Source organism: Pseudoalteromonas sp. AS84, assembly GCF_038900255.1.
Classification (GTDB): Bacteria; Pseudomonadota; Gammaproteobacteria; order Enterobacterales; family Alteromonadaceae; genus Pseudoalteromonas.
In genome coordinates this window covers 39,858-63,424 of sequence record NZ_JBBMQY010000007.1, presented here as the reverse complement: position 1 = coordinate 63,424, position 23,567 = coordinate 39,858, and the positions used below count along the sequence as shown (strand labels likewise).

20 protein-coding genes are annotated in these 23,567 nt (G+C 39.1%); 17 read left to right on the top strand and 3 right to left on the bottom strand.

From position 1 onward, the window contains the following. Window positions 1-25: 25 nt before the first annotated feature. Window positions 26-382, top strand: a complete 357-nt coding sequence (locus WNY79_RS09285; RefSeq protein ID WP_342875717.1) for a hypothetical protein — start codon at window positions 26-28, stop codon at window positions 380-382. On the opposite strand, the gene nadB is transcribed toward WNY79_RS09285, so the two are convergent. Further along, window positions 357-1,967, bottom strand: a complete 1,611-nt coding sequence (gene nadB / locus WNY79_RS09280; protein ID WP_024598757.1) for an L-aspartate oxidase — start codon at window positions 1,965-1,967, stop codon at window positions 357-359. The two genes, WNY79_RS09285 and nadB, sit on opposite strands and share 26 nt — an antisense overlap. Window positions 1,968-2,213: 246 nt before the next feature. On the opposite strand from nadB, the gene rpoE reads away from it, so the two are divergent. The 10 genes from rpoE (at window position 2,214) to pdxJ (ending at window position 10,922) form a co-directional block, all read left to right on the top strand. Beyond that, the gene (rpoE, locus tag WNY79_RS09275) at window positions 2,214-2,795 is read left to right on the top strand and encodes an RNA polymerase sigma factor RpoE (protein ID WP_002958721.1); all 582 of its coding nucleotides are present in this window, start codon (window positions 2,214-2,216) and stop codon (window positions 2,793-2,795) included. 1 nt (window position 2,796) lies between these two features. Then, window positions 2,797-3,414 carry an RseA family anti-sigma factor gene (locus WNY79_RS09270; protein WP_342875716.1) on the top strand — a complete coding sequence of 206 codons (618 nt, stop codon included), beginning with the start codon at window positions 2,797-2,799 and terminating at the stop codon, window positions 3,412-3,414. A gap of 4 nt (window positions 3,415-3,418) precedes the next feature. Next, the gene (locus WNY79_RS09265; protein ID WP_024598755.1) at window positions 3,419-4,369 is read left to right on the top strand and encodes a MucB/RseB C-terminal domain-containing protein; all 951 of its coding nucleotides are present in this window, start codon (window positions 3,419-3,421) and stop codon (window positions 4,367-4,369) included. Between the two features lie 19 nt (window positions 4,370-4,388). Beyond that, window positions 4,389-4,838 carry a SoxR reducing system RseC family protein gene (locus tag WNY79_RS09260; protein WP_024598754.1) on the top strand — a complete coding sequence of 150 codons (450 nt, stop codon included), beginning with the start codon at window positions 4,389-4,391 and terminating at the stop codon, window positions 4,836-4,838. 275 nt (window positions 4,839-5,113) lie between these two features. After that, window positions 5,114-6,901 carry a translation elongation factor 4 gene (lepA, locus tag WNY79_RS09255; RefSeq protein WP_008134818.1) on the top strand — a complete coding sequence of 596 codons (1,788 nt, stop codon included), beginning with the start codon at window positions 5,114-5,116 and terminating at the stop codon, window positions 6,899-6,901. Window positions 6,902-6,917: 16 nt separating this feature from the next. Continuing rightward, a complete protein-coding gene (lepB, locus tag WNY79_RS09250; protein WP_342875715.1) occupies window positions 6,918-7,853 on the top strand; it encodes a signal peptidase I in 936 nt (311 codons plus the stop codon). Between the two features lie 2 nt (window positions 7,854-7,855). After that, entirely contained in the window at window positions 7,856-8,533 is a 678-nt protein-coding gene (gene rnc / locus WNY79_RS09245) for a ribonuclease III (protein WP_024598752.1), read from the top strand. Further along, entirely contained in the window at window positions 8,523-9,455 is a 933-nt protein-coding gene (gene era, locus WNY79_RS09240; RefSeq protein ID WP_024598751.1) for a GTPase Era, read from the top strand. The genes rnc and era overlap by 11 nt, the downstream gene beginning before the upstream one ends. Window positions 9,456-9,475: 20 nt before the next feature. Further along, window positions 9,476-10,168 (top strand): DNA repair protein RecO, encoded by a 693-nt coding sequence (gene recO, locus WNY79_RS09235; RefSeq protein WP_342875714.1) that lies wholly within the window; start codon window positions 9,476-9,478, stop codon window positions 10,166-10,168. 22 nt (window positions 10,169-10,190) lie between these two features. Continuing rightward, window positions 10,191-10,922 carry a pyridoxine 5'-phosphate synthase gene (gene pdxJ / locus WNY79_RS09230; protein WP_342875713.1) on the top strand — a complete coding sequence of 244 codons (732 nt, stop codon included), beginning with the start codon at window positions 10,191-10,193 and terminating at the stop codon, window positions 10,920-10,922. 80 nt (window positions 10,923-11,002) lie between these two features. Here pdxJ and barA read toward each other — a convergent pair whose 3' ends face one another. After that, the gene (gene barA / locus WNY79_RS09225) at window positions 11,003-13,777 is read right to left on the bottom strand and encodes a two-component sensor histidine kinase BarA (protein WP_342875712.1); all 2,775 of its coding nucleotides are present in this window, start codon (window positions 13,775-13,777) and stop codon (window positions 11,003-11,005) included. A gap of 109 nt (window positions 13,778-13,886) precedes the next feature. On the opposite strand from barA, the gene rlmD reads away from it, so the two are divergent. The 5 genes from rlmD (at window position 13,887) to eno (ending at window position 21,548) form a co-directional block, all read left to right on the top strand. Next, window positions 13,887-15,212, top strand: a complete 1,326-nt coding sequence (gene rlmD, locus WNY79_RS09220) for a 23S rRNA (uracil(1939)-C(5))-methyltransferase RlmD (protein WP_076923562.1) — start codon at window positions 13,887-13,889, stop codon at window positions 15,210-15,212. An 8-nt stretch (window positions 15,213-15,220) separates the two neighbouring features. Continuing rightward, entirely contained in the window at window positions 15,221-17,377 is a 2,157-nt protein-coding gene (gene relA, locus WNY79_RS09215) for a GTP diphosphokinase (RefSeq protein WP_342875711.1), read from the top strand. A 2-nt stretch (window positions 17,378-17,379) separates the two neighbouring features. Continuing rightward, a complete protein-coding gene (gene mazG, locus WNY79_RS09210; protein WP_342875710.1) occupies window positions 17,380-18,177 on the top strand; it encodes a nucleoside triphosphate pyrophosphohydrolase in 798 nt (265 codons plus the stop codon). Between the two features lie 162 nt (window positions 18,178-18,339). Then, on the top strand, window positions 18,340-19,974 hold the full coding sequence (locus WNY79_RS09205; RefSeq protein WP_342875709.1) for a CTP synthase: 1,635 nt from the start codon (window positions 18,340-18,342) through the stop codon (window positions 19,972-19,974). A gap of 275 nt (window positions 19,975-20,249) precedes the next feature. After that, the gene (gene eno, locus WNY79_RS09200; protein ID WP_024589994.1) at window positions 20,250-21,548 is read left to right on the top strand and encodes a phosphopyruvate hydratase; all 1,299 of its coding nucleotides are present in this window, start codon (window positions 20,250-20,252) and stop codon (window positions 21,546-21,548) included. Window positions 21,549-21,824: 276 nt separating this feature from the next. On the opposite strand, the gene mutH is transcribed toward eno, so the two are convergent. Next, the gene (gene mutH / locus WNY79_RS09195) at window positions 21,825-22,496 is read right to left on the bottom strand and encodes a DNA mismatch repair endonuclease MutH (RefSeq protein WP_342875708.1); all 672 of its coding nucleotides are present in this window, start codon (window positions 22,494-22,496) and stop codon (window positions 21,825-21,827) included. Between the two features lie 530 nt (window positions 22,497-23,026). Here mutH and rppH point away from each other — a divergent pair. Continuing rightward, window positions 23,027-23,545 carry an RNA pyrophosphohydrolase gene (gene rppH / locus WNY79_RS09190; RefSeq protein ID WP_002958704.1) on the top strand — a complete coding sequence of 173 codons (519 nt, stop codon included), beginning with the start codon at window positions 23,027-23,029 and terminating at the stop codon, window positions 23,543-23,545. Window positions 23,546-23,567: the final 22 nt, after the last annotated feature.

Genomic DNA, 23,567 nt, shown 5'->3' with positions numbered 1-23,567 from the left:
CAAACCTATTGTGGTCTTTTTTTGTATGCTCGGTTTAATATTATGCCTATTTTTAAGTTCAGTATTAGCCATTATTTTTTGCTTAGTAATGAATGTGACCGCTGGTTTTGTAGTTTGGCAAAAAGTGTTAGCGATTCATCCAACTGATGGCGTTATAATATTAGAGCCTAAGCTATTTAGGTTTGAGGGCGAGGGCTTAAAAATTCAGGGTGAAATTAGTAAAAAAAGCCGCTTTTATGGCAATAGCATTTGGCTGCATATTAAGGGTTTTAGTAACAACCATTGGCTAATAATTTCAGCCAATGGTGTTAACAAACAAAGCTATGCGCGTTTAAAACGTGCTACTTTAAGCGCGATTAGTTGCGCTGAGGAGTCAAAATAGTCGGTGTTGGGTTTTCATTTTGTTCTGGGTAATCAATAGTATAATGTAGGCCTCTGCTTTCTTTTCGCTCCATTGCACTTCTGATAATGAGTTCTGACACTTGTACTAAGTTACGAAGCTCAAGCAAGTTATTACTTACTCTAAAGTTTGCATAATAATCGTGTATTTCTTGCTGTAGCAACTCAACTCTATGCAGTGCACGTTCTAAGCGTTTAGTAGAGCGTACAATACCTACATAATCCCACATAAATAAACGTAGTTCATGCCAGTTATGGGTAATAACTATTTCTTCATCAGAGTTACTAACACGGCTTTCATCCCAATGAGGTAGAGCCATTGGCTCTGGTGCTTGTTCAATTTTACTTAAAATATCTTTAGCTGCGGCGTGGGCAAACACAATACATTCTAATAGAGAATTACTTGCCATACGGTTTGCACCATGTAGGCCTGTGTAAGCGACTTCGCCAACTGCATATAAGTTATCGAGATCTGTTTTACCGTTAAAGTCGGTCATTACGCCACCACAAGTGTAATGTGCAGCAGGTACAACTGGGATTGCTTCTTTTGTTATATCAAGCCCTACACTTAGGCATTTTGCGTAAATAGTAGGAAAGTGCTCAATAATAAAGTCTTTATCTTTGTGGCTAATATCTAAATAAACACAATTAGCACCTAAACGCTTCATTTCAAAATCGATTGCGCGTGCCACTATATCGCGTGGAGCGAGTTCTTCACGGCTGTCAAAGTCTTTCATAAAACGAGTACCATCAGGTCGTTTTAAATAAGCCCCTTCACCGCGCATAGCTTCTGTAATTAAAAAGTTTTGTAGCTCTGGATGATAAAGGCTTGTTGGATGAAATTGATTAAACTCCATATTGGCAACTTTACAGCCCGCGCGCCATGCCATTGCAATGCCATCACCACTTGATACATCCGGGTTAGATGTATACAAATACACTTTGCTTGCGCCACCAGTGGCTAGGGCAACAAATTTAGCTGAAATGGTTTCTACCTTTTTAGCTTTTTTGTTCCACACATACATACCTTCAATGTGTGAGCCTGTTTTTCCGGCGCTTTTATCTGTAATTAAATCAATGGCATTGTATTGTTCTAGGAGCGTTATGTTCTTATGAATTTTAACTTGGCTAATAAGTGTGGTTTGCACCGCTTTACCAGTAGCATCGGCTGCATGCAAAATACGACGATGGCTGTGACCGCCTTCACGTGTTAAATGAAAACGCTCTTTTCCTTTGCTATCAAACTCCATATCAAAGGGAACACCTTGATCGATTAACCACTGTAGGCAATCGTGAGCATTGCTGGCAGTATAATGAACAGCGTCTCTGTCGCATAAACCGCCGCCCGCATCGAGTGTATCTTCAACATGAGATTCTATGCTGTCGTTTTGTTTATCAAATACAGCAGCTATACCACCTTGAGCATATAAAGTAGAACCTTCTGTAAGCGCTCCTTTACTGATCACGGTAACGTTACAATAATTAGCGAGAGATAATGCAAGTGATAAGCCTGCTGCGCCGCTACCTATAATAGCGACATCTGCAATGTGATGTTTATTTTGGTTCATGTCAGAGGTACTTTGCGGTTACAATGCCCATATAGAGCAATATTTGTTTTTAATATCTGTAGTTGTACCATATTTGTCATACTACTACGTAGTGATTTTAAAGGCTTAGCGCCGTTATTTATCATCTATTTTATAAAAAAATAATATTAAGCAGAACTTTTTATTCATAAAGAGGTCAGAGTATTTGTGAACAATGACGACAATATGAATAACAAGCAAAAATCAGACATAGGAGTACCGGCTCGAATGAGCGAGCAGGAATTAGATTTAGTGCTAGTAAAAAGGGTCCAGCAAGGAGATAAAAACGCCTTCAACCTATTAGTAAAGAAGTATCAAAACAAAATTGCAGGTTTGATCTCACGTTATGTATCAAACCAAGGCGATATTGCTGATGTAGCACAAGAGGCTTTTATTAAAGCTTACCGTGCACTTCCTAACTTTAGAGGTGACAGCGCCTTTTACACGTGGTTATACCGTATTGCCGTTAATTGTGCTAAAAATTACTTAGTAGCCCAGGGGCGTAAGCCGCCAGCAAATGATATAGACGCCGAAGATGCCGAGTTTTATGATTGTGCCGATTCAATGCGATCTAATGCATCTCCTGAAAACCTACTTTTAAGCGAAGAAGTACGCGCTGTTATTTTTAATACGATTGATAGTTTGCCTGAAGATCTTAAAACCGCAATCACCCTTAGAGAAATTGAAGGGATGAGCTATGAAGAAATAGCAGTGGTAATGGATTGCCCGGTCGGGACTGTGCGTTCGCGTATATTTCGTGCCCGTGAAGCAATAGATAACAAATTAAACCCATTAATAGGCGAGTCTTAGTATGACAAAAGCACACCTTAACAAGTTAGATAACGAAGCGTTATCGGCATTACTTGATGGCGAGCAACATCTGACTGATGCAAAAATTGCAGAGCAAGATGTAACTACGTTTGGCCGTTATGCGTTAATTGGTGATGCGATGCGTGCTCAAAAAAATAATAACGACACACATATTGATATTAGCGATCGCGTTGCATTAGCACTAGAAAGCGAGCCTGTTTATGCTGACTTTAGTCAGTCAAAAACACAGCCTCAAGCAATCACTGAAACGGTACAAGATAATAAAGTAGTGGCTTTTAATTGGCGCAAACCAGTTGCTCAACTAGCAATTGCAGCCAGTGTGGCAATGTTTGCTATTGTAGGCGTTAATACGTTACCTCAAAGTAACAACGAGCAACAAAGCGAAATTCCATTACTACAAACCACACCGCTGACAGGTATGGCATCGCCAGTAAGTTACTCATCTGAGCCTGCGCTTGAAAATGCAGAGCAAGGTTTACGTGAATTACAGCAACAACGTATTGGTGCATTAGTTCTTGAGCATCAACGCCAAGCACGAGTTGCGAATTCTTTAGAAACAGCGCAAACTAATACCAAAGCGTCTGAGGAAAAAAACTAATTAAATGAAAGTAATCACTTTTGTTCTGTCGTTGGTAGTAAGCTTTAATGCATTTGCTAACGACACAAACCCTGCCAAAGATTTATTACTAAAAATGGCTAATGCCGTTCACACCCGTAATTTTGACGCTTCGTTTGTGGTTGTCAAAGGTAAAACAATGGAACCCTACCGATGGGTGCATGCTTTACAAGGTGACACAGAACTTGAGCATTTAAGTTTACTTAACGGTGCTGGGCTTGAAATGGTCCGTATTGACAACCAAGTTACTTATTTTGAACCTCAGTCAGAACCATATTCCCTAAAAACAGATTCAATAGCTGGTCCAATCCCTGAAGTACTTTTTAAAGATATAGATCGCTTAAGCGCGCACTATGATTTTGTACTAGGTGGTAAAGGTCGTATTGCAGGGCGTGCTGCACAACTAGTTCGCATAGAATCTAAAGACGAGTATAAATATAATTATTGGATTTGGCTGGATATGGAATCGTCGTTGTTACTAAAAGCCGCTTACGTTAACCACGAAGGTGAAGCTTTAGAGCAGTTACAGCTTACTCATATTAGTGTGACAGAGCAGCCAGCAGGTATGTTACTTGAAGTGCTCAATCGAAACTTTCCAACGCCGTTACCAAACGATGCACTTGTAAATGAAGATAGTACTGCTACTAATTGGCAAATCAGTTGGTTACCAGATGGCTTTGAATTACTAAAATCAGACAGACATAAGCTCGATTTAAATAACGAATTAACAGACTATTACTTGTTCTCTGATGGTTTTGTTGAAATTTCGGTATTTATTCAGCGTCCATTGCCGGGTAAGCGTTTAAGTGGTGCACTAACCTCTGGTGCAACAACAGTATATGTGCATAATGGCGGTAATTTTGATGTATCGGTTGTTGGTAATGTACCGAGTATGACCGCAAAAGCGATTGCTGAGTCAGTTACCCGCGCATTATAAACGATTCGTAAGGATTGTTATGATTGAACAAACCCTCACTGTTGTGGCCCTCGATGGCCACATTGCTCATTTAGAAGCACAACAAAAACAAGCATGTGAAGGCTGCAATGGTCGTTGCGGCTCACAAGTGTTTGGTAAGCTGTTTGGCACTGCAAAAAAAACCTTCCCTTATAAATTTGAATCCTCTGTTGAAGTAGGACAAAAGGTAACCTTGTCACTTGACGATAGTCACGTCGTTAAGCATGCATTTGCGGTATACATGCTTCCGCTCCTTCTAAGTTTAGTTTTTGCACTGATTGCAGCGCAATTGTTTATGGCTTCCGAAGCTTGGCAAATTTTAGCTGCAGCTTTAGGTGGTGTTACTGGCTTTTTTATAGCTAAAACTCGCGTGAGATCGCTAAAGCACGATATAAAAGTTATAAAAATTCACCCAATTAGTATCCCTTTAACTCAAATAGATGGTGATTGACGCCAATTAAATGTAAAATTGCCGTTTTATACCAAAGTAACTTGGAAATACAGGGAATAGTGGTTTTTAAAATTATTTTATCTAGTTGGGTTATTTAAGTTAAGAAAGCATAACTTATTGTTATTTAATAAATAAAATAATTGTAACCGATCTTAAAAAGCGTGAGTGAAGTCTGTAACTTACAAACTGAGCTTATGGCATCCTAAAGTAAGTATTTTCAAGTCACTTAGGTATTCATATTTAGTCCATTAAAATAGAAGTATAGAATCCAGTTTATGAAGCATATCCGTAATTTTTCGATCATCGCCCATATTGACCATGGTAAATCGACCCTTTCAGATCGTTTGATCCAAGTTTGTGGCGGTTTAACCGACCGTGAAATGCAAAAACAAGTTTTGGATTCAATGGATATTGAGCGCGAACGTGGTATTACCATTAAAGCGCAAAGTGTAACGTTGAATTACAAAGCGAACGATGGCGAAACTTATCAACTTAATTTCATCGATACTCCAGGGCACGTTGATTTTACGTATGAAGTATCGCGTTCTTTAGCCGCATGTGAAGGTGCGCTACTCGTTGTTGATGCAGGCCAAGGCGTTGAAGCACAAACATTAGCTAACTGTTACACCGCTATTGAAATGGAATTAGAAGTAATTCCAGTACTTAACAAAATCGATTTACCGCAAGCAGATCCTTTGCGCGTTGCAGAAGAAATTGAAGAAATTATTGGTATTGATGCCCTTGATGCAGTGCAATGTAGCGCTAAAACGGGTGTAGGTATTGCCGAAGTACTCGAAATGATTGTTAGAGATGTTCCACCGCCAGTAGGCGACAAAGACGCACCTCTACAAGCGCTTATTATCGATTCTTGGTTTGACCCATACCAAGGTGTTGTATCACTTGTGCGTATTAAGCACGGTGAATTACGCACAGGCGACAAAATAAAAATAATGTCGAACGAGCATATACATACTGCTGACCAAGTAGGTGTATTTACGCCTAAACAAACCAACACCGGTATTTTAAGAACAGGTGAAGTAGGGTTTGTTATTGCTGGCATTAAAGAGATACATGGTGCGCCAGTTGGCGATACTATTACTCATCAAAAAAATGCTGCTCCACTTCGTTTACCTGGTTTTCAAAAAATTAAGCCACAGGTTTATGCCGGTATGTTTCCAATTGCATCAGATGAGTATGAATCGTTCCGTGATGCACTTAATAAATTAAGCTTAAACGATGCGTCGTTATTCTTTGAACCAGAGAATTCAACTGCACTAGGTTTTGGTTTCCGCTGTGGCTTTTTAGGTATGCTACACATGGAAATCATCCAAGAGCGTTTAGAGCGTGAATACGATATTGATTTAATTACAACGGCACCTACGGTAATCTATGAGATAGTTACTAAAGAAGGTACATTCCAGATTGATAACCCGTCTGATTTACCTGCAGTAAACGATATTGTAGAAATTCGTGAGCCGATTGTTGAAGCTAATATTTTGGTACCACAAGAATACTTAGGTAATGTTATTACTTTGTGTATTGAAAAACGCGGTAGCCAAACAAAAATGACCTATCACGGAAAGCAAGTAGCTGTTACGTACGAGCTACCTATGGCTGAAGTGGTAATGGACTTTTTTGATAAATTAAAATCAACAAGCCGTGGTTTTGCATCGCTTGATTATAACTTTAAACACTTTCAAACATCAGATATGGTGCGTGTTGATATTTTAATCAATAGTGAGCGTGTTGATGCACTTGCGATTATTGTTCATAGAGATGGTGCGCAGTCTCGTGGTCGCCAGTTAGCTGATGCATTAAAAGAGCTTATTCCACGTCAAATGTTTGATATTGCGATTCAAGCAGCGATTGGACAACATGTTATTGCACGTACTACGGTTAAACAGTTACGTAAAAACGTAATTGCTAAGTGTTACGGTGGCGATGTGAGTCGTAAGAAAAAGCTACTTAAAAAGCAAAAAGATGGTAAAAAACGTATGAAGCAAGTAGGTAATGTTGAAGTGCCTCAAGAAGCGTTTTTAGCTATTTTAAAAGTTGGTAAATAAAAACAAAGGATTATAAATGGCTGGTTATTTTTCAGTTTTATTGGTGCTATTAACCTTAGGCTCAGGCTTAATATGGTTAATAGATCACTTAATGTATGCACCTAAAAGACAGGAGCGTTTAGCGATAGCGCAAACGTCTGCTGGAGCTCCGTTAGATGAAGAAACTGCGGCATTAATTGCACCAGAACCAGTACTAACAGAAACAGCAAAGTCGATTTTTCCGATGATTGCAGCAATTACTATTTTTAGATCATTTATTTTTGAACCGTTTCAAATTCCATCTGGTTCAATGATGCCTACACTGTTAGTAGGTGACTTTATTTTAGTACAAAAGTATTCATATGGAATAAAAGACCCAGTTTGGCGTACTCAATTAGTTGATATTGGTGATCCTGAACGTGGTGATATTGTTGTTTTTAAATACCCTTTAGATGAAAGTGTTGACTATATTAAACGTACGATTGGTTTACCTGGCGATAAAATTGTTTATCGTGATAAACGTTTATATATTCAACCAAACTGTAAAGAAGGCGAAACCCAACAGGGTGAGCTTTTATGTAATGAATTCAATAAAATTGATTTTAAACTAATTAATGATAACGAATTTAAACAAGGCCCAATGCCTCTAGCTCGTGTGAATGAAAATTTAACAACAGTTACGCATGATATATTAATCAACCCACAAGCGCCTGAGAGAAAAGGGCGTTACTATCAGCAACCGGGCACACCTTCTGATGAATGGACTGTTCCTGCTGATCATTATTTTATGATGGGTGATAACCGCGACAACAGCCAAGATGGTCGCTTTTGGGGCTTTGTACCAAAAGAAAACTTGGTGGGTAAAGCTGTCTTTATATGGATGAGTTTTGAATTTGAGAATGGCCCTGATGATATTTTACCAGGATGGGTTCCAACTGGTGTTCGCTTTGAACGCCTAGGTAATATTCAGTAACGATGAAAAAAAATGTAACAGAATTATATAAAAAAATTGGCTATGAATTCGCTGATCAAGGTTTACTTGAGCAAGCAATGACGCACCGCAGCCACAAAGGCCAACATAATGAGCGACTAGAATTTTTAGGCGACTCAATTTTAAGCTTTGTGATTGCCAATGCACTTTATGCCAAATTTCCTAAAGCGCGTGAAGGCGATTTAAGCCGCATGCGTTCAACACTTGTGCGTGGTCAAACACTTGCCGAGTTTGGTCTTGAATTTGGTCTAGGCGATTATTTACGCCTAGGGCCGGGTGAGCTTAAAAGTGGCGGATTCCGTCGCGAGTCAACGCTTGCTGATGCAGTAGAAGCTATTATAGGCGCTGCATTTTTAGATTCAGGTATCGACAGTTGTGGCGACCTTATATTGGCGTGGTACCAATCACGTTTGGATGCTATTTCACCAGGGCTTAACCAGAAAGATCCTAAAACCCTGCTGCAAGAGTATTTGCAAGCTCGTAAATTATCGTTACCGGGCTACACGGTTGTTGATACTAAAGGCCAAGCACACAATCAAACATTCACGGTCGAATGTATTGTTGATGGAATGGATAGCATAATTTCTGTTGGTAGCTCGCGCCGTAAGGCCGAACAAAAAGCTGCCGAAAAAGCATTGAAGATACTTAAAAATGAACCTTGATACCTTAATACAACCTCATGAACGTGATGTAGATACATTTTGTGGAATGGTGGCGATTGTCGGTCGACCAAACGTAGGTAAATCGACTTTGCTTAATGAAATCATTGAGCAAAAAGTGAGTATTACCTCACGTAAACCACAAACTACACGTCACCGTATTATGGGTATTCATACTGTAGATAAACACCAAGCGGTATACATAGATACACCGGGTCTACACGTTGAAGAAAAGCGTGCTATTAACCGTCTAATGAACCGAGCAGCGTCTAGTTCTATTGGCGATGTGGAACTTATTATTTTTGTTGTTGAAGGCACTCATTGGAATGCTGATGACGATATGGTACTTAATAAAGTATCACAAAGTGGTAAGCCTGTATTATTAGTAATTAATAAAATTGACCAAGTTAAAGACCGTGATCTTGTATTGCCTCATATGAAGTGGTTAAGTGACAAGTTTGATTTTGTTGGAATTATGCCAGTATCGGCAACGCAAGGTAAAAACGTTGATTTAATCAAAGAAGAAGTAACTAAGCGCTTACCTCCTTGCGAATTTTACTTTCCTGAAGATTACGTAACTGACCGTTCGATGCGCTTTATGGCAGCTGAAGTTATCCGTGAAAAGCTAATGCGTTTTATGGGTGAAGAGCTACCGTATTCTGTGACTGTTGAAATTGAGCAGTTTAAATGGCAAGACAACGGTATTTGGCACATAAATGGGTTAATTCTTGTTGAGCGCGAAACACAAAAACGCATGGTTATTGGTAATAAAGGCGAAAAGCTAAAAACCATTGGCCGTGAAGCCCGTAAAGATATAGAAGAAATGCTTGATAACAAAGTGTTTTTAGAACTTTGGGTTAAAGTTAAGTCGGGTTGGGCTGATGATGAGCGTGCACTAAGAAGCTTAGGTTACAGTGAAGACTAAACCAAGCAGTAGCTTAGTGAATGGATAGCGACTTCTACACCGCGTATTTATTACATCGGCGTCCTTATAGTGACTCCCAAGTAATGTTAGATATGCTTGTAGAAGGCGTTGGTCAGTTAAGAATGCTGGCCCGAATTAGTGGTCGCCAGGCCACTAAACATAAAGCACAACTTCAGCCGTTTCAGGCACTCCTTGTTAATTACAGTGGCAAGTACGATCTAAAATATATCAATAAGTTTGAACTGCATGGTAACTCGCACTTTTTAAAAGGCGATGAGCTTTATTGTGGTTTTTATTTAAATGAGCTTACCAATCGCATAGTGCCTGTTAACGAGCCCATTGAACAAGTATTTGAGCTATATAAATCTCATTTAGGAAACCTAAACAGCGGGGCTAATTTACAAGAAGTACTTCGCTCATACGAGTTTCAATTATTGGAATTACTCGGTTATGGCGTGGATTTTAGTTTTGACGCCAGCGGTGAGCCGATAGATGAGAAGCAAACGTATAGTTATTTCCCCGAACTTGGTTTTTTAGTACAAGAAGATACGCGTTCTGGATTTAGTGGCAAACAACTAAACGCCATAGCTAATCATGACTTTAGCCAAAGCGATGTGCTATATATCGCAAAGCAATTAAGCCGCTATTTATTAAAACCCTTATTAGGTAGTAAACCATTAAAAAGCCGTGAGCTATTTATGGCCTCTCAATAAACGTAATTTTACAGGTAAGAAAATGAAAGATATTCTTTTGGGTGTAAACGTAGATCATATTGCAACACTTCGCCAAGCGCGTGGAACAAGTTACCCAGATCCTGCTCATGCAGCCAGTGTAGCAGAGCATGCAGGGGCAGACGGTATTACGATTCACTTACGTGAAGACAGACGCCATATTCAAGATCGCGACGTTTATGTGATGGCTAAAACCATCCAAACGCGTATGAATCTTGAAACAGCTGTTACCGACGAAATGATAAAAATAGCGCTTGAAGTAAAACCTGAGTATGTATGCCTAGTGCCTGAAAAACGTGAAGAACTAACCACCGAAGGCGGCTTAGACGTAGCGGGTAATACAGATAAAATTAAAGCCGCAACAAAAACGCTTACCGACGCGGGCATAAAAGTATCGTTATTTATTGATGCAGATAAAGCACAATTAGACGCAGCCAAAGAGTGTGGTGCCCCTTATGTAGAAATACATACCGGTGCGTATGCTGATGCAACAAATGACACTGATTTACACAAAGAGTTAGAGCATATCCGTGAAGGTGTTAAATACGCAGCAAGCTTAGGTTTGATTGTTAATGCTGGCCATGGTCTTCATTATCATAACGTTAAACCCATTGCCGCGATGCCTGAGATTTACGAGCTAAATATTGGCCACGCTATCATTGCTCGTGCAGCGATAGATGGACTCGATAAAGCCGTACGCGACATGAAACGATTAATGATTGAAGCAAGAATGTAAGATAAGCAAACATAAGTATTTAAAAAAGCTTAATAAAAAACGCGGTAAATACCGCGTTTATTTGTATCTAAAATAAAACCTTACCTTTGTAGTTCCGTCACACTTGCATCTGCAAGTAGGTTTTCAAGCTCGTCTTGTAACTCAAATAATTCAGGTTCAATATTCTCCAGCAAGCATTTATTTTTAAGTGATGTTTCAATTGTTTCTGCGAGTGATTTAAGTTTTGGGACACCAGTGTAGCAACATGCACCATGAAACTTATGGACAATACTTAAGATTTGCTGACAATCATTATTCTCTATCGCTTTTGCAAGCAATGTAAGGGTTTCAGGGACGCTTAGAAGTAGCATATTAAGCATCTCTAGTGCTAACTCGCTCTTTCCGCCAGCACGCTGCAGGGCTTGTGCCCAATCAATCCGACTACTTTGAAATGGTGCAGGGCTTTGCGGTGTATCTGTTTTAGCTTTATCACGATTAACCGGGGTCTGTGGACTATGGTCGCTAATAATTTGTTTAAGCATATCTTCATCAATAGGCTTAGTTAAATAGCCTTTAAAGCCATCTTTTAGTAGTTGCTCTTTTTCGCTTTGAAGGGCATGTGCCGTTACAGCTATAATTGGTGTATCTTCATTAAGTGATGATTCGCGAATAAGCTTGCATGCGGTTATACCGTCCATAATTGGCATTTGTATATCCATAAAAATTATGTCGTATTTATGACTTTTACTTAAGCTGTATGCTTGTGAACCATTATGAGCCGTTTCTATTACTTCAATTTGTTCACTTAATAAAGTATGGAGAAGTTTTAAGTTGGCATCGTTATCATCAACAACCAATACCTTTAACGGCAGCAAAGCTTGATCGTTTTGTTCAATATTATGAGTAGGGTGGTCAAGCCTGTAAGGTGCGGCAAGTACTTCACATAACTTACGGTGATTCAGTGGTTTACTTAAACACGCATCAGCACCGCTACCTATAAAGGCTTCTCGCATATTGTGCGATACAGTATTAAGCATTAAATATAAGTAATCAGTAGATTCACGCACGGCTTTTACATAGCTTTTTAGTTGCTGCATATCATCAACTGATGCCATGTGGCCAATTAAGCAAACATCATATTTATGTTCAGTATTTTTTATAGCGTCTAAAAAGCTAGTCTCGTTAAAACATGCCGTCACGCTTGATTCCCACTGAGTTAATAACGAAAGTACAGCGTGATGTGTATGCTCGTGTGGCTCTAAATACAAAATACGTTTACCAATGAGCGATTTAGTCGGTAAGTCGTTAGTAAATACATGATTTGGCAAACTAAACACACTATTAAATGTAAAACAGGTACCGTTACCTGGCGCAGAATTTAGTGTTATGCGGCCACTCATCGCTTCAACAATATGTTTGGTAATAATAAGACCAAGACCTGTACCACCAAACTTACGTGTAATGCTTGAGTCTGCTTGCCCAAATGGAGTAAATAAAGAGTCTTGCTTATCCATAGGTATACCCACGCCAGTATCTGTTACTGACACAAGTAAAGAAGTGCGTTCGTCGTCGAGTAACCGATGGCTTATATCGACCTTAATTGAGCCTTTTTCGGTAAATTTAATCGCATTACTTAATAGGTTTATCAGCACTTGTTTAAAGCGAGTAGGGTCGCCCGTTAAGTCATCTGGTACTTGTTGATTAATGTAAATGGATAGCTCTAATTGCTTATCGTGTGCGCTAGGAGCAAGTAGCGTCATAACTTCATTTACTGCATCTCGAAGCTGAAATTGAATTGACTCAAGTTCCATTGCACCTGCTTCTAGTTTGGAGAAGTCTAGAATATCGCTAATAATAGTCATCAAACTATTTGCTGATAACATAATAGTGTCGAGATAATCTTTTTGATGTTTATTCAGCGGTGTTTTATAAAGCTGGCGTGTAAATCCAATAACACCATTTAACGGAGTACGGAGTTCGTGACTCATTTTAGCTAAAAAGTCTGATTTTACACGGTTAGCATCTTGAGCTTCTTTTTTTGCAAACGAGAGCTCTATATTTGAAGTTTCGTATTGTTCTAGTGTTTCGCGGTAGTCACTCGTTGCTTGGTCAATATTTTTTTGCATTTCATCTTTTTGCATCACCATAGTGTGTGCAATGGTATTTAAGCCTTCTCGTAATAGCTCAAATTCACCTATCATGTTGTCGTTAAGGCCAGTACTTCTTTTACCTTCGACTAACTTGTCGGTTGCAAGTACTAACTTATTAAGCGGCGTCATAAACATGCGGCTTAACCTTAAAGCTAAAATTGCTGCAAATACCAATGATAAAATAATTACAATACCGCTAATTAATAAAGCACGTTGCTGCCCTATAACTGCTTGGTCTTTGTTTAGCTGTATAATAACGGTGCCCAAAGATGACTGAAAAGCCGATGGATCCCATTTAGAGTCGTGACTTGTATGGTTAATAATGGGTGTGAAGAATGTAACAAGCTCATCTGACTTTTGCACACGAGTTGTTTTTAAATTTATGAGCGTTTTTTGATTAATTAACTTTTCAAATGAGCGGTGATAATTACTGGTCATTAATAGCGCATTATTTTTATCAAAAATAGCAATCGACTTAATTGTAGGGGAGTGCTTGTTATGCGTGTAGCTTATAAGGCGATTCAATAGCTGTTTGTTTTTTTCGAGCATGGGCTGCTCAAGCGCAATAGCAAGGGGCTCTGAAATAGTAGTACCTTGCTGATATAAAATTTCATCAAGCTCAATGTAACGATTTATTGTAAAATAGCCACCAAGTAGTAATCCTATGATCACCGTTGGGATCAGGGTCAGTGTTAAAACAGAATCGCGTAAGCCTAATTTGGTCATAATGGGAGCGTTTTATCGTTATTAGTATGATTTGAGTATATACGGTTCAACACGCATTCTAAAGCATCTAAATATAGGTGCTTCATAAATAAACTGAAGGTAATGCCTAATGGCGCAAATTTTTAAAGCGAAAAAAAAACCGCTTAAGCAACAAACATTAGAATTAAATATAACGGGAATGGATCATCAAGGGCGTGGTATTGCGAAGCATAATAATAAAGTATGTTTTGTAAGCGGTGCATTACCAAATGAAACAGTTAAAGCGACGCTCGTTGAAGATAAAGCTAAATACAGCAGTGCAAAAGTAATTAAAGTTATTAAAGCGAGTGAATCAAGAGTAGACGCTTTTTGTGAGCACTATAATCAGTGTGGTGGTTGCCAATTACAGCATTTAGAAATAAGCCAACAAGTTGTAGAAAAACAAACTGCAGTTACTCAGTTATTTAGTAAGTTTGCTAAATTAAACAGCTTAAATTGGCAAGCTCCATTATTAAGTAAGTCTGTGCATTACAGGCGCAGCGCCCGCATAGCCGTTATGTTTGATAAAGCAGCTAAAAAAATGCGTGTGGGTTATAGAGCCAGTGGTTCAAAAAATATTGTGAGTATTAATAAATGTGCAGTACTTGATGAAGTATTTGCGGATGTTTTTACACTTTTTGATGGTTTAATTAATCAACACAAAGCGCTACACAGTATAAGCCATTTACAGTTATGCCAAAGCGATGATAAAAACTTTGTTGTTATTCGTCACACTAAAGCAATTAACGATGATACAAAGGCTTTGGTTGAGCACATAACAAAAAGCCAACAGTTTGAAGTTGTATGGCAAAGCGAGAGCGATGTAATTGAGCATTCACACTTAGCCATGCCGTTTTATTATCTTAAAGAATTTGATCTGAAATTTGAATTTGGTTTAGGTAATTTTATTCAGGTAAATGCGCAAGTTAACGAAGCTATGTTAAAGCAAGCCGCAAATTGGCTTGATTTAAAAGGTGATGAAAATTTATTGGATTTATTTTGTGGCATTGGTAATTTCTCATTAGTGTTGGCAAAACAAGCAAAATCTGTAATTGGCGTAGAAGGTGTGACTTCAGCGGTTGCAATGGCTGCTCAAAATGCGCAAACTAACTCTATTACCAATGCGCAGTTTCATTGCTTTGATTTAACGCAAAGCATACAGAGCGCCCCATGGTTTAGTAAAAACTTAGATGTGCTTGTACTCGATCCTTCTAGGACTGGTGCGATAGCTGTATTAGAGCAATTATCTTTAAAGCAGTTTAAAACTATTTTATATGTCTCTTGTGACCCTGTTACTTTAGCCCGTGACAGCGCAATTATTTCACAAGCTGGCTTTGAACTTAATAAAATTGGGCTAATGAATATGTTCCCTCATACAGGGCATATTGAAACTATGGCGTTATTTCAACGGAGGTAGAACGCATTATGGTAGCTACACGACAATCACATCAACAAGATGAGACAACAGATTTTAGCACTCGGATTTCATTTCTTGCTTTGTCTGAAGAAAAAACAGAGCTACTTACTAAAGCGCAAGCGCTCTGCGTAAAATGTGATAATGAAAGCAGGCAAACTACTGCAATCGAAATGGTTGAAATTTTAGCTGAGCTAAATCTCGATCCCGAATCGTTAGCTACTGCGTATTTAACCCCGTATTTTTTAAACGATTTAATATCACTTGAAACCATAGAAGAGCAGCTTGGTAGTAATATAGCCATGCTGTTAACTGGGGTTGCACAAATGGCCACTATTAGTACTTTATCTCATCAAGGTAAAGGAACTATGCAAGTTGATAATATTCGAAAAATGTTATTAACCATGGTTGAAGATGTGCGCGCCGTGGTCATTAAGCTTGCCGAGCAGGTATGTCATTTACGTAATGTAAAAAATGCGGATGAAGAAGACCGCGTCATTGCCGCTAAAGAAACAGCTGATATTTTTGCGCCATTGGCAAACAGATTAGGAATAGGACAATTAAAATGGGAACTGGAAGATTTATCGTTTAGATATTTGCACCCAGGTACCTATAAAAGTATAGCCAAACAACTTGACGACAAACGCCTTACGCGCGAAGCCTATATGGAAGATATGGTTGAGCAAGTAAAAAGCCGTTTAAGTGAAGCGGGCATAGAAGCTCAAGTTTATGGTCGCCCTAAGCACATTTACAGCATTTATAAAAAAATGCAGCAAAAAAACTACGAGTTTGATCAGCTTTTTGATATACGCGCAATGCGTATTGTTGTTGAACGCCTGCAAGATTGTTATGGAGCGCTGGGTATTGTGCACACCAATTGGCGTCATCTTAATAAAGAGTTTGACGACTATGTAGCAACTCCAAAGCAAAACGGCTATCAGTCAATTCATACCGTGGTATTTGGGTCTGAAGGTAAAACAGTAGAAATACAAATTCGTACTAGCGATATGCATCAAGATGCTGAGTTGGGTGTGGCTGCACATTGGATGTACAAAGAAGGTGCATTACCAGGGCGCGGCTCGGGTTATGAGCAAAAAATCAGCTGGTTGCGTAAGTTACTCCAATGGCAAGAAGAAGTAGTTGATGGTGGCGATTTAGCAGAAGAGCTTAAAAACCAAGTAGTAGAAGACCGCGTATACATATTTACCCCAAGCGGCGATATTATCGATTTACCACTTGGCGCTACACCGCTCGATTTTGCTTACTACATTCACTCAAATGTAGGGCATCGCTGTATTGGTGCAAAAATATTCGGCAAAATAGTGCCGTTTACGCATCAACTTACAACTGGGGATCAGGTAGAAATACTGACCCAAAAACAACCAAATCCAAGTCGTGATTGGTTAAATCCGTCATTAGGATACATCAAGTCATCGCGCGCTAGAGCCAAGATTCATCACTGGTTTAAACAGCTCGACCGCGACAAAAACTTAAGTGCGGGTAAAGAAATTCTCGACAGTGAACTACAAAAGCTTAATTTAACATACAAAGATTTAGAGCCTGCCATCAAGCGTTTTAACTTTAAAGAACTTGATGACTTAATGGTTGCGATTGGTGCGGGCGATGTACGCCTCAATCAAATGCTTAACTTTGTAAGTGATCGGACAGAAGATGAGCCGGTTATTCGTATTAAAGCACCTAGCAAAGTAACCGGTGACAAAAACGGCATAGTGGTTGATGGCGTTGGTAGCTTAATGAGCCATGTAGCCAAATGCTGTCGTCCTGTACCTGGCGATGAAATAATAGGTTATATAACGCAAGGTCGAGGAATAGGTGTTCATAAGGAAGACTGTGATTCGTTTAATAACTTAAAAAATCAGCATCCAGAACGTGTTATTTCAGTAAGTTGGTCTGATGATATCAACGGCTCGTACGCACTAAGTATTAAAATAGAAGCCACCGATCGTTCAGGGCTAATACGCGACATAAGCTCAGTACTTGCTAATGAAAAAGTAAATGTTTTAAACATGAACGTAAATACGGTTGAGGATAATCAGTTAGCTATATTTACGATGCAAATAGAAGTACATGACTTATCGGGTACTAACCGTGTTCTTTCTAAGTTACACCAAATTGAAGGTGTACACGATGCCAAGCGTGGTCATTAATCATGAATGATAATACAGCGCTTACACAGCTTCTTAGCATAATGAAAACACTGCGAGATCCCAAGGGCGGTTGCCCGTGGGATCTCAAACAAGATTTTAAATCTATTGTGCCGCACACACTAGAAGAAGCGTACGAAGTTGCTGACTGTATTGAGTCAGGCAATTTAGGTGAGCTTAAAGGCGAATTGGGTGACTTGTTATTTCAAATTGTTTTTTATGCGCAGCTTGCACAAGAGCAAAATCTATTTGATTTTAATGATCTAGTGGAGCAATTAAACGATAAGCTTACCCGTCGTCACCCGCATGTATTTGGTGACAAAAAAGAGCTAACAGACGAGCAGCTATCGCAGCAGTGGCAAACAATCAAAACACAAGAACGCAGTGCTAGAACGCAAACCGAATCACCTTCTTTTTGGCAAGATATTCCTGCAAATATGCCAAGTTTAAGTAAAGCTAAAAAAATTCAACAACGCGTTGCCGCACTTGGTTTTGACTGGCCAACGTATCATGGTGCACTTGATAAAGTGAGCGAAGAAGTGCTTGAAGTAAAAGAAGCGATTGAGCAAGACCCGTTATCTGATCATACAGCGGAAGAGCTCGGCGACTTACTTTTTGCCACTGTTAATGTTGTACGCCATGTTAAACGAGATCCTGAGCAACTGCTTCGTAGCGCTAATGATAAGTTTTCAGCGCGTTTTGAAAAGGTAAACGCTTATTTGCACGCGCAAGGCAAAAGCTTAGATACAGCCACCTTTGAAGAGATGGATAGTGCGTGGGATGCGATTAAAAAAGTAAAATAGACTTAATGTTAAATAGTGCACATTTTTTGTGCGCGTATTAGCTAATTTTAGCTGGATTGATAAGCAGTGTTTTGGTACAATTTCGCCCCGTCTTGATGATATACCCTTAGGCTCTTCTTTGGGTGTTATATTCCTTTTAATTCCTGATATTCTAGGGTTCGCATGAGTACAAAATTTATCTTCGTTACTGGCGGAGTTGTTTCTTCGTTGGGTAAAGGTATTGCCGCAGCTTCACTGGCCGCTATTTTAGAAGCCCGTGGTTTAAATGTTACCATTTTAAAGCTGGATCCTTACATCAACGTTGACCCAGGCACAATGAGCCCAATTCAACACGGTGAAGTTTACGTTACAGAAGACGGCGCAGAAACTGACCTTGATTTAGGTCACTACGAGCGTTTTATTCGTACCAAAATGACTAGTCGTAATAACTTCACACAAGGCCGTGTATATGAAGACGTATTACGTCGTGAGCGCCGTGGTGAATACCTAGGTGCTACTATTCAGGTTATTCCACATATCACTAACGATATTAAGCAACGTGTATACGACGGTGCTGAAGGTTATGATATTGCTATTGTAGAAATTGGCGGCACTGTAGGTGATATAGAATCACAACCGTTTATTGAAGCAATTCGTCAGATGGGAACTGAAATTGGCCGCGAACGCGCGCTATTTATTCACTTAACGCTAGTGCCATTTTTAGGCCCTGCCGGTGAAGTTAAAACAAAACCAACACAGCACTCTGTTAAAGAGTTACGCTCAGTAGGTATTCAACCAGATATTCTTATTTGTCGTTCAGACCGTAAACTACCTAATAATGAGCGTGCAAAAATCTCATTATTCACAAACGTAGAAGAAAAAGCGGTTATTTCACTACCTGACGTAGACAGCATTTATAAAATTCCTGCGTTATTAAAAACACAAGAATTAGATAACTTCGTATGTCGTCGTTTTCACTTAGATCCACCAGAAGCTGATTTAGCTGAGTGGGAACAAGTACTTTATCAAGAGTCTAACCCAACGGGTGAAGTGACCATTGGTATGGTTGGTAAGTATATTGAATTACCAGATGCGTACAAATCGGTTAACGAAGCATTAAAGCATGCGGGCCTTAAAAACCGTTTAACAATTAATATTGTATATGTAGATTCACAAGACTTAGAAAGCAAAGGTGTTGAATTACTTTCACACTTAGATGCTATTTTAGTACCTGGTGGATTTGGCGGACGTGGTGTTGAGGGTAAAATCTTAGCGGCTAAATACGCACGCGAAAATAAAGTACCATACCTAGGTATTTGTTTAGGCATGCAAGTAGCATTAATTGAATACGCACGTAATGTTGCAGGTTTAACGGATGCAAATTCTACAGAGTTTAATGCAAAATCAGAAGCGCCAGTAGTTGGTTTAATTACTGAATGGCTAGATGCTGAAGGTAATGTTGAAACACGTAGCGAAAAATCTGATTTAGGCGGCACCATGCGTTTAGGTGCACAAAAATGTCATTTAACGCCAGGCTCTAAAGTTCATGAAGTATATGGCAGCGACGAAATTGTTGAACGTCATCGTCATCGTTACGAAGTAAATAATAACTTTGTAGAAATACTTGAAAAAGCAGGCTTAAGCTTTACTGGTTTATCAGAAGATAAAAAACTGGTAGAAATTATCGAAAATAAAGATCACCCATGGTTTATTGCCGCGCAATTCCACCCGGAATTCACGTCAACTCCACGTGATGGTCATCCGTTGTTTGAAGGGTTTGTAGCAGCCGCGCATATCCACCAAAAAGCGAATTCGTAATTTTAAAAGCCGTGCATATTGCACGGCTTTTTTGTTTTAAGGGCTGACTGATACCAATTTTATTAAAAACATGAGCATTGTATCGCATTAAATAACTCACTCACTGCGTTAAAAATTACTCATATAGAACAACTATATGTCATAATTTCAGCCTTGTTATTGAGCTATTTTCTTAGCGCTATAATAGCTCACTAATTAAATGCAATTGGTATAAACTATATAAAACGTAGTAAAGTTAGCTGAACTCACCATTTTGGGAATATAGAGGAATCAAGATGTCAGAAATCGTAAAAGTAATCGGTCGCGAAATTATGGACTCGCGTGGTAACCCAACTGTTGAAGCAGACGTACATTTAGCAGATGGTTCTTGGGGTCGTGCAGCAGCACCTTCAGGCGCATCTACTGGTACTCGTGAAGCATTAGAGTTACGCGACGGTGATAAATCACGTTACTTAGGTAAAGGTGTATTAAAAGCAGTTGGTTATATCAATAACGAAATTGCTGATGCTTTAAAAGGCCAAAGTGCATTAGATCAAAGCGCTGTAGATAAAGTGATGCTAGATTTAGACGGTACCGAAAATAAAGAAAAATTAGGTGCAAACGCAATCTTAGCTGTATCACTAGCAACCGCGAAAGCAGCTGCACAGTCTAAAAAAGTTGAGCTTTATGAACATATCGCTGACTTAAACGGCACGCCAGGTGTTTACTCTATGCCACTTCCAATGATGAACATCATCAATGGTGGTGAACATGCAGATAACTCTGTAGATATTCAAGAATTCATGATCCAACCTGTTGGCGCTAAAAACTTCCGCGAAGGCCTACGTATGGGCGCTGAAGTATTCCATAGCCTTGCTAAAGTACTTAAAGCTGATGGTCATTCAACAGCGGTTGGCGATGAAGGTGGTTTTGCACCTAACCTTGCATCTAACGAAGCGGCTCTTGCTGCAATTAAAGTAGCTGTTGCAAACGCAGGTTACGAGCTAGGTAAAGATATTACTTTAGCGATGGATTGTGCTGCATCTGAGTTCTACGACAAAGAAGCAAACATCTACGACCTTAAGGGTGAAGGCAAAAAGTTCACTTCTGAAGAATTTAACTTCTTCTTACAAGATCTTACTAATCAGTACCCAATCGTTTCTATTGAAGATGGTCTTGATGAGTCTGATTGGGATGGCTTTGCACATCAAACTAAACTAATGGGTGATAAAATCCAATTAGTAGGTGATGATTTATTTGTAACAAACACTAAGATTTTAAAGCGTGGTATCGACAACGGTATTGCTAACTCAATCTTGATTAAGTTTAACCAAATCGGTTCTTTAACTGAAACTTTAGCTGCAATCAAAATGGCTAAAGATGCTGGTTTTACTGTTGTTATTTCTCACCGCTCTGGTGAAACTGAAGATTCAACAATTGCTGATTTAGCTGTTGGTACTGCTGCAGGTCAAATTAAAACAGGTTCATTGAGCCGTTCTGACCGTGTTGCAAAGTACAACCAATTGCTTCGTATTGAAGAGCAATTAGGTGATAAAGCACCGTACAACGGTCTTAAAGAAGTTAAAGGTCAGTAATTACTGCTCTTTAATTTGAAATTATAAAATCCTCGCTCAGGCGGGGATTTTTTATGCCAAATATTTCTACTCAAAGAGATGAAAATTTATTGTAGGCGTTTAGCTTGCTGACGCGCGCACGCAGTGCGAAAAGGGTGAACAACAAAAACGAAAACTCTTTATTTAAACCTCAAACTATTTTATTAAAAAGGTGAAATACCTTGTAGGCGTTAAGAACGCTGACGCGCACGAAGTGCGAAAAAGGATTTGCTTAACTCATAATATTTTCTGCACAGCTCAAAGCTGAAACTGCTGCTTTAAAATATCACCTGTAAAACTGGTTTTTAAGTAAAAGCCACGGGGTAGGGTTTTAATTATTTGCCCATTTGGACCAATAGCATCAGTCACTATTTTACTATGAGCAGCTTTAGGGCGTATTTGCATCGCATCGCCTAAATGGCCTGATATTTCGTCGACTCTACCTAGCGCAATTAGCTCCATTTGCTCTTCCCAGTCGCGCTGTAATATAGCGTCTTGTTCAGGCGTGGGTTGCCACAAAAACCCGCTGCCGATGGTTCTATCAAACGGAGCAATATCACGTTCGCTTAAAATTGGCAGCCATAAAACATGATTTAGTTTTTTACGCACAGAGCTGGTATGCCAGGTCATTCCTGTAACATTCATTAAAGGTGTAACCGATACAAACGTAGTTTCCAGTGGCCTACCTTTATAGGAAATAGGCAGTGTTTTTAGCTCAATTCCTAAATCTTCAAAATCCGGAAGTGGTTTTGAGCCCGCAGTAGCACCTAGTACGTATTCAATTAACTGACCGGTCCAACCTTTTTCGCGCAGTAAATCATCTGGCGTTTTAAAATTATACTTGTTAGCAAGCTGCCCTAGCGTTAATCCGGCAATATTATTAACGCGTTGCATTAAATCGTTTATTGAGTGTGGTTTTGTAGGTCGCATATTCTTAATTTCGGTTGTATAAATACCATAGCCATGATAGCAAATAGGCTAAGCCGTGGATATCTTTAGGGTTGTACGTTTTTTATCCTCCCTCTGTTTGTGTTAATTTTGCACATATTGAAATTAAGCTACTTTACTTTAAGTTACTGACGCTGCAGGTTTTTTTAAATTTTCACGTTCAGTTTTGATTAAGCCATTTAAAAGTTGTAAGGATAAATACAACTATATAAACATGTTTATCCACAGAATCTGTGGAGAAGCCAAGTTTTAAGATCTAATATTGTGGATTTGTTTGCAAAATGAGCGTGTTTTACAAAAGTTATGCACAAACTGTGAGTAACTAGAGGAATACAAGAACCGCAATAGCCTTGTTAAGTTATTTTCTAAATATTTACCTATTCTCCATTAATTTATCAATGTACTAAAAGCTCAAACTTAGCTTACTAATCGGGTTGGGTATAATAGTATTTGCCGTATTGCGGCTAATGTGGAACAATCATTAAAAATCGACTTACAAATGAGGCACTAAGGTGATTGATGCCGAAGGTTTTCGTGCCAATGTCGGAATTGTGATTTGCAATAATCAGGGACAGGTTTTTTGGGCCAGACGTTATGGTCAACACTCTTGGCAATTTCCCCAAGGTGGTGTTGATGATGGTGAAACTGCAGAACAAACTATGTACCGTGAATTACACGAAGAAGTAGGGTTGCGACCAGAAGATGTAGAAATAGTCGCAAGCTCAAAACATTGGTTACGCTATAAATTACCCAAACGATTAATCCGCCGAGACTCTAGTCCGGTGTGTATTGGGCAAAAACAAAAATGGTTTTTACTAAAATTGCGCTGTAAAGACGAAGATGTAAATTTACTTAAAACCCATCATCCTGAATTTGATGATTGGCGCTGGGTAAGTTATTGGTATCCTGTAAGACAGGTTGTATCGTTTAAACGGGATGTTTATCGACGTGTAATGAAAGAGTTTGCTCCTTTCGCCATGCCTTTTAATAAGAGAGAACAACATAAAGATCATTGGCGAAGTAAAAGGTAGTAATTTCTCTATAGAATAAAGG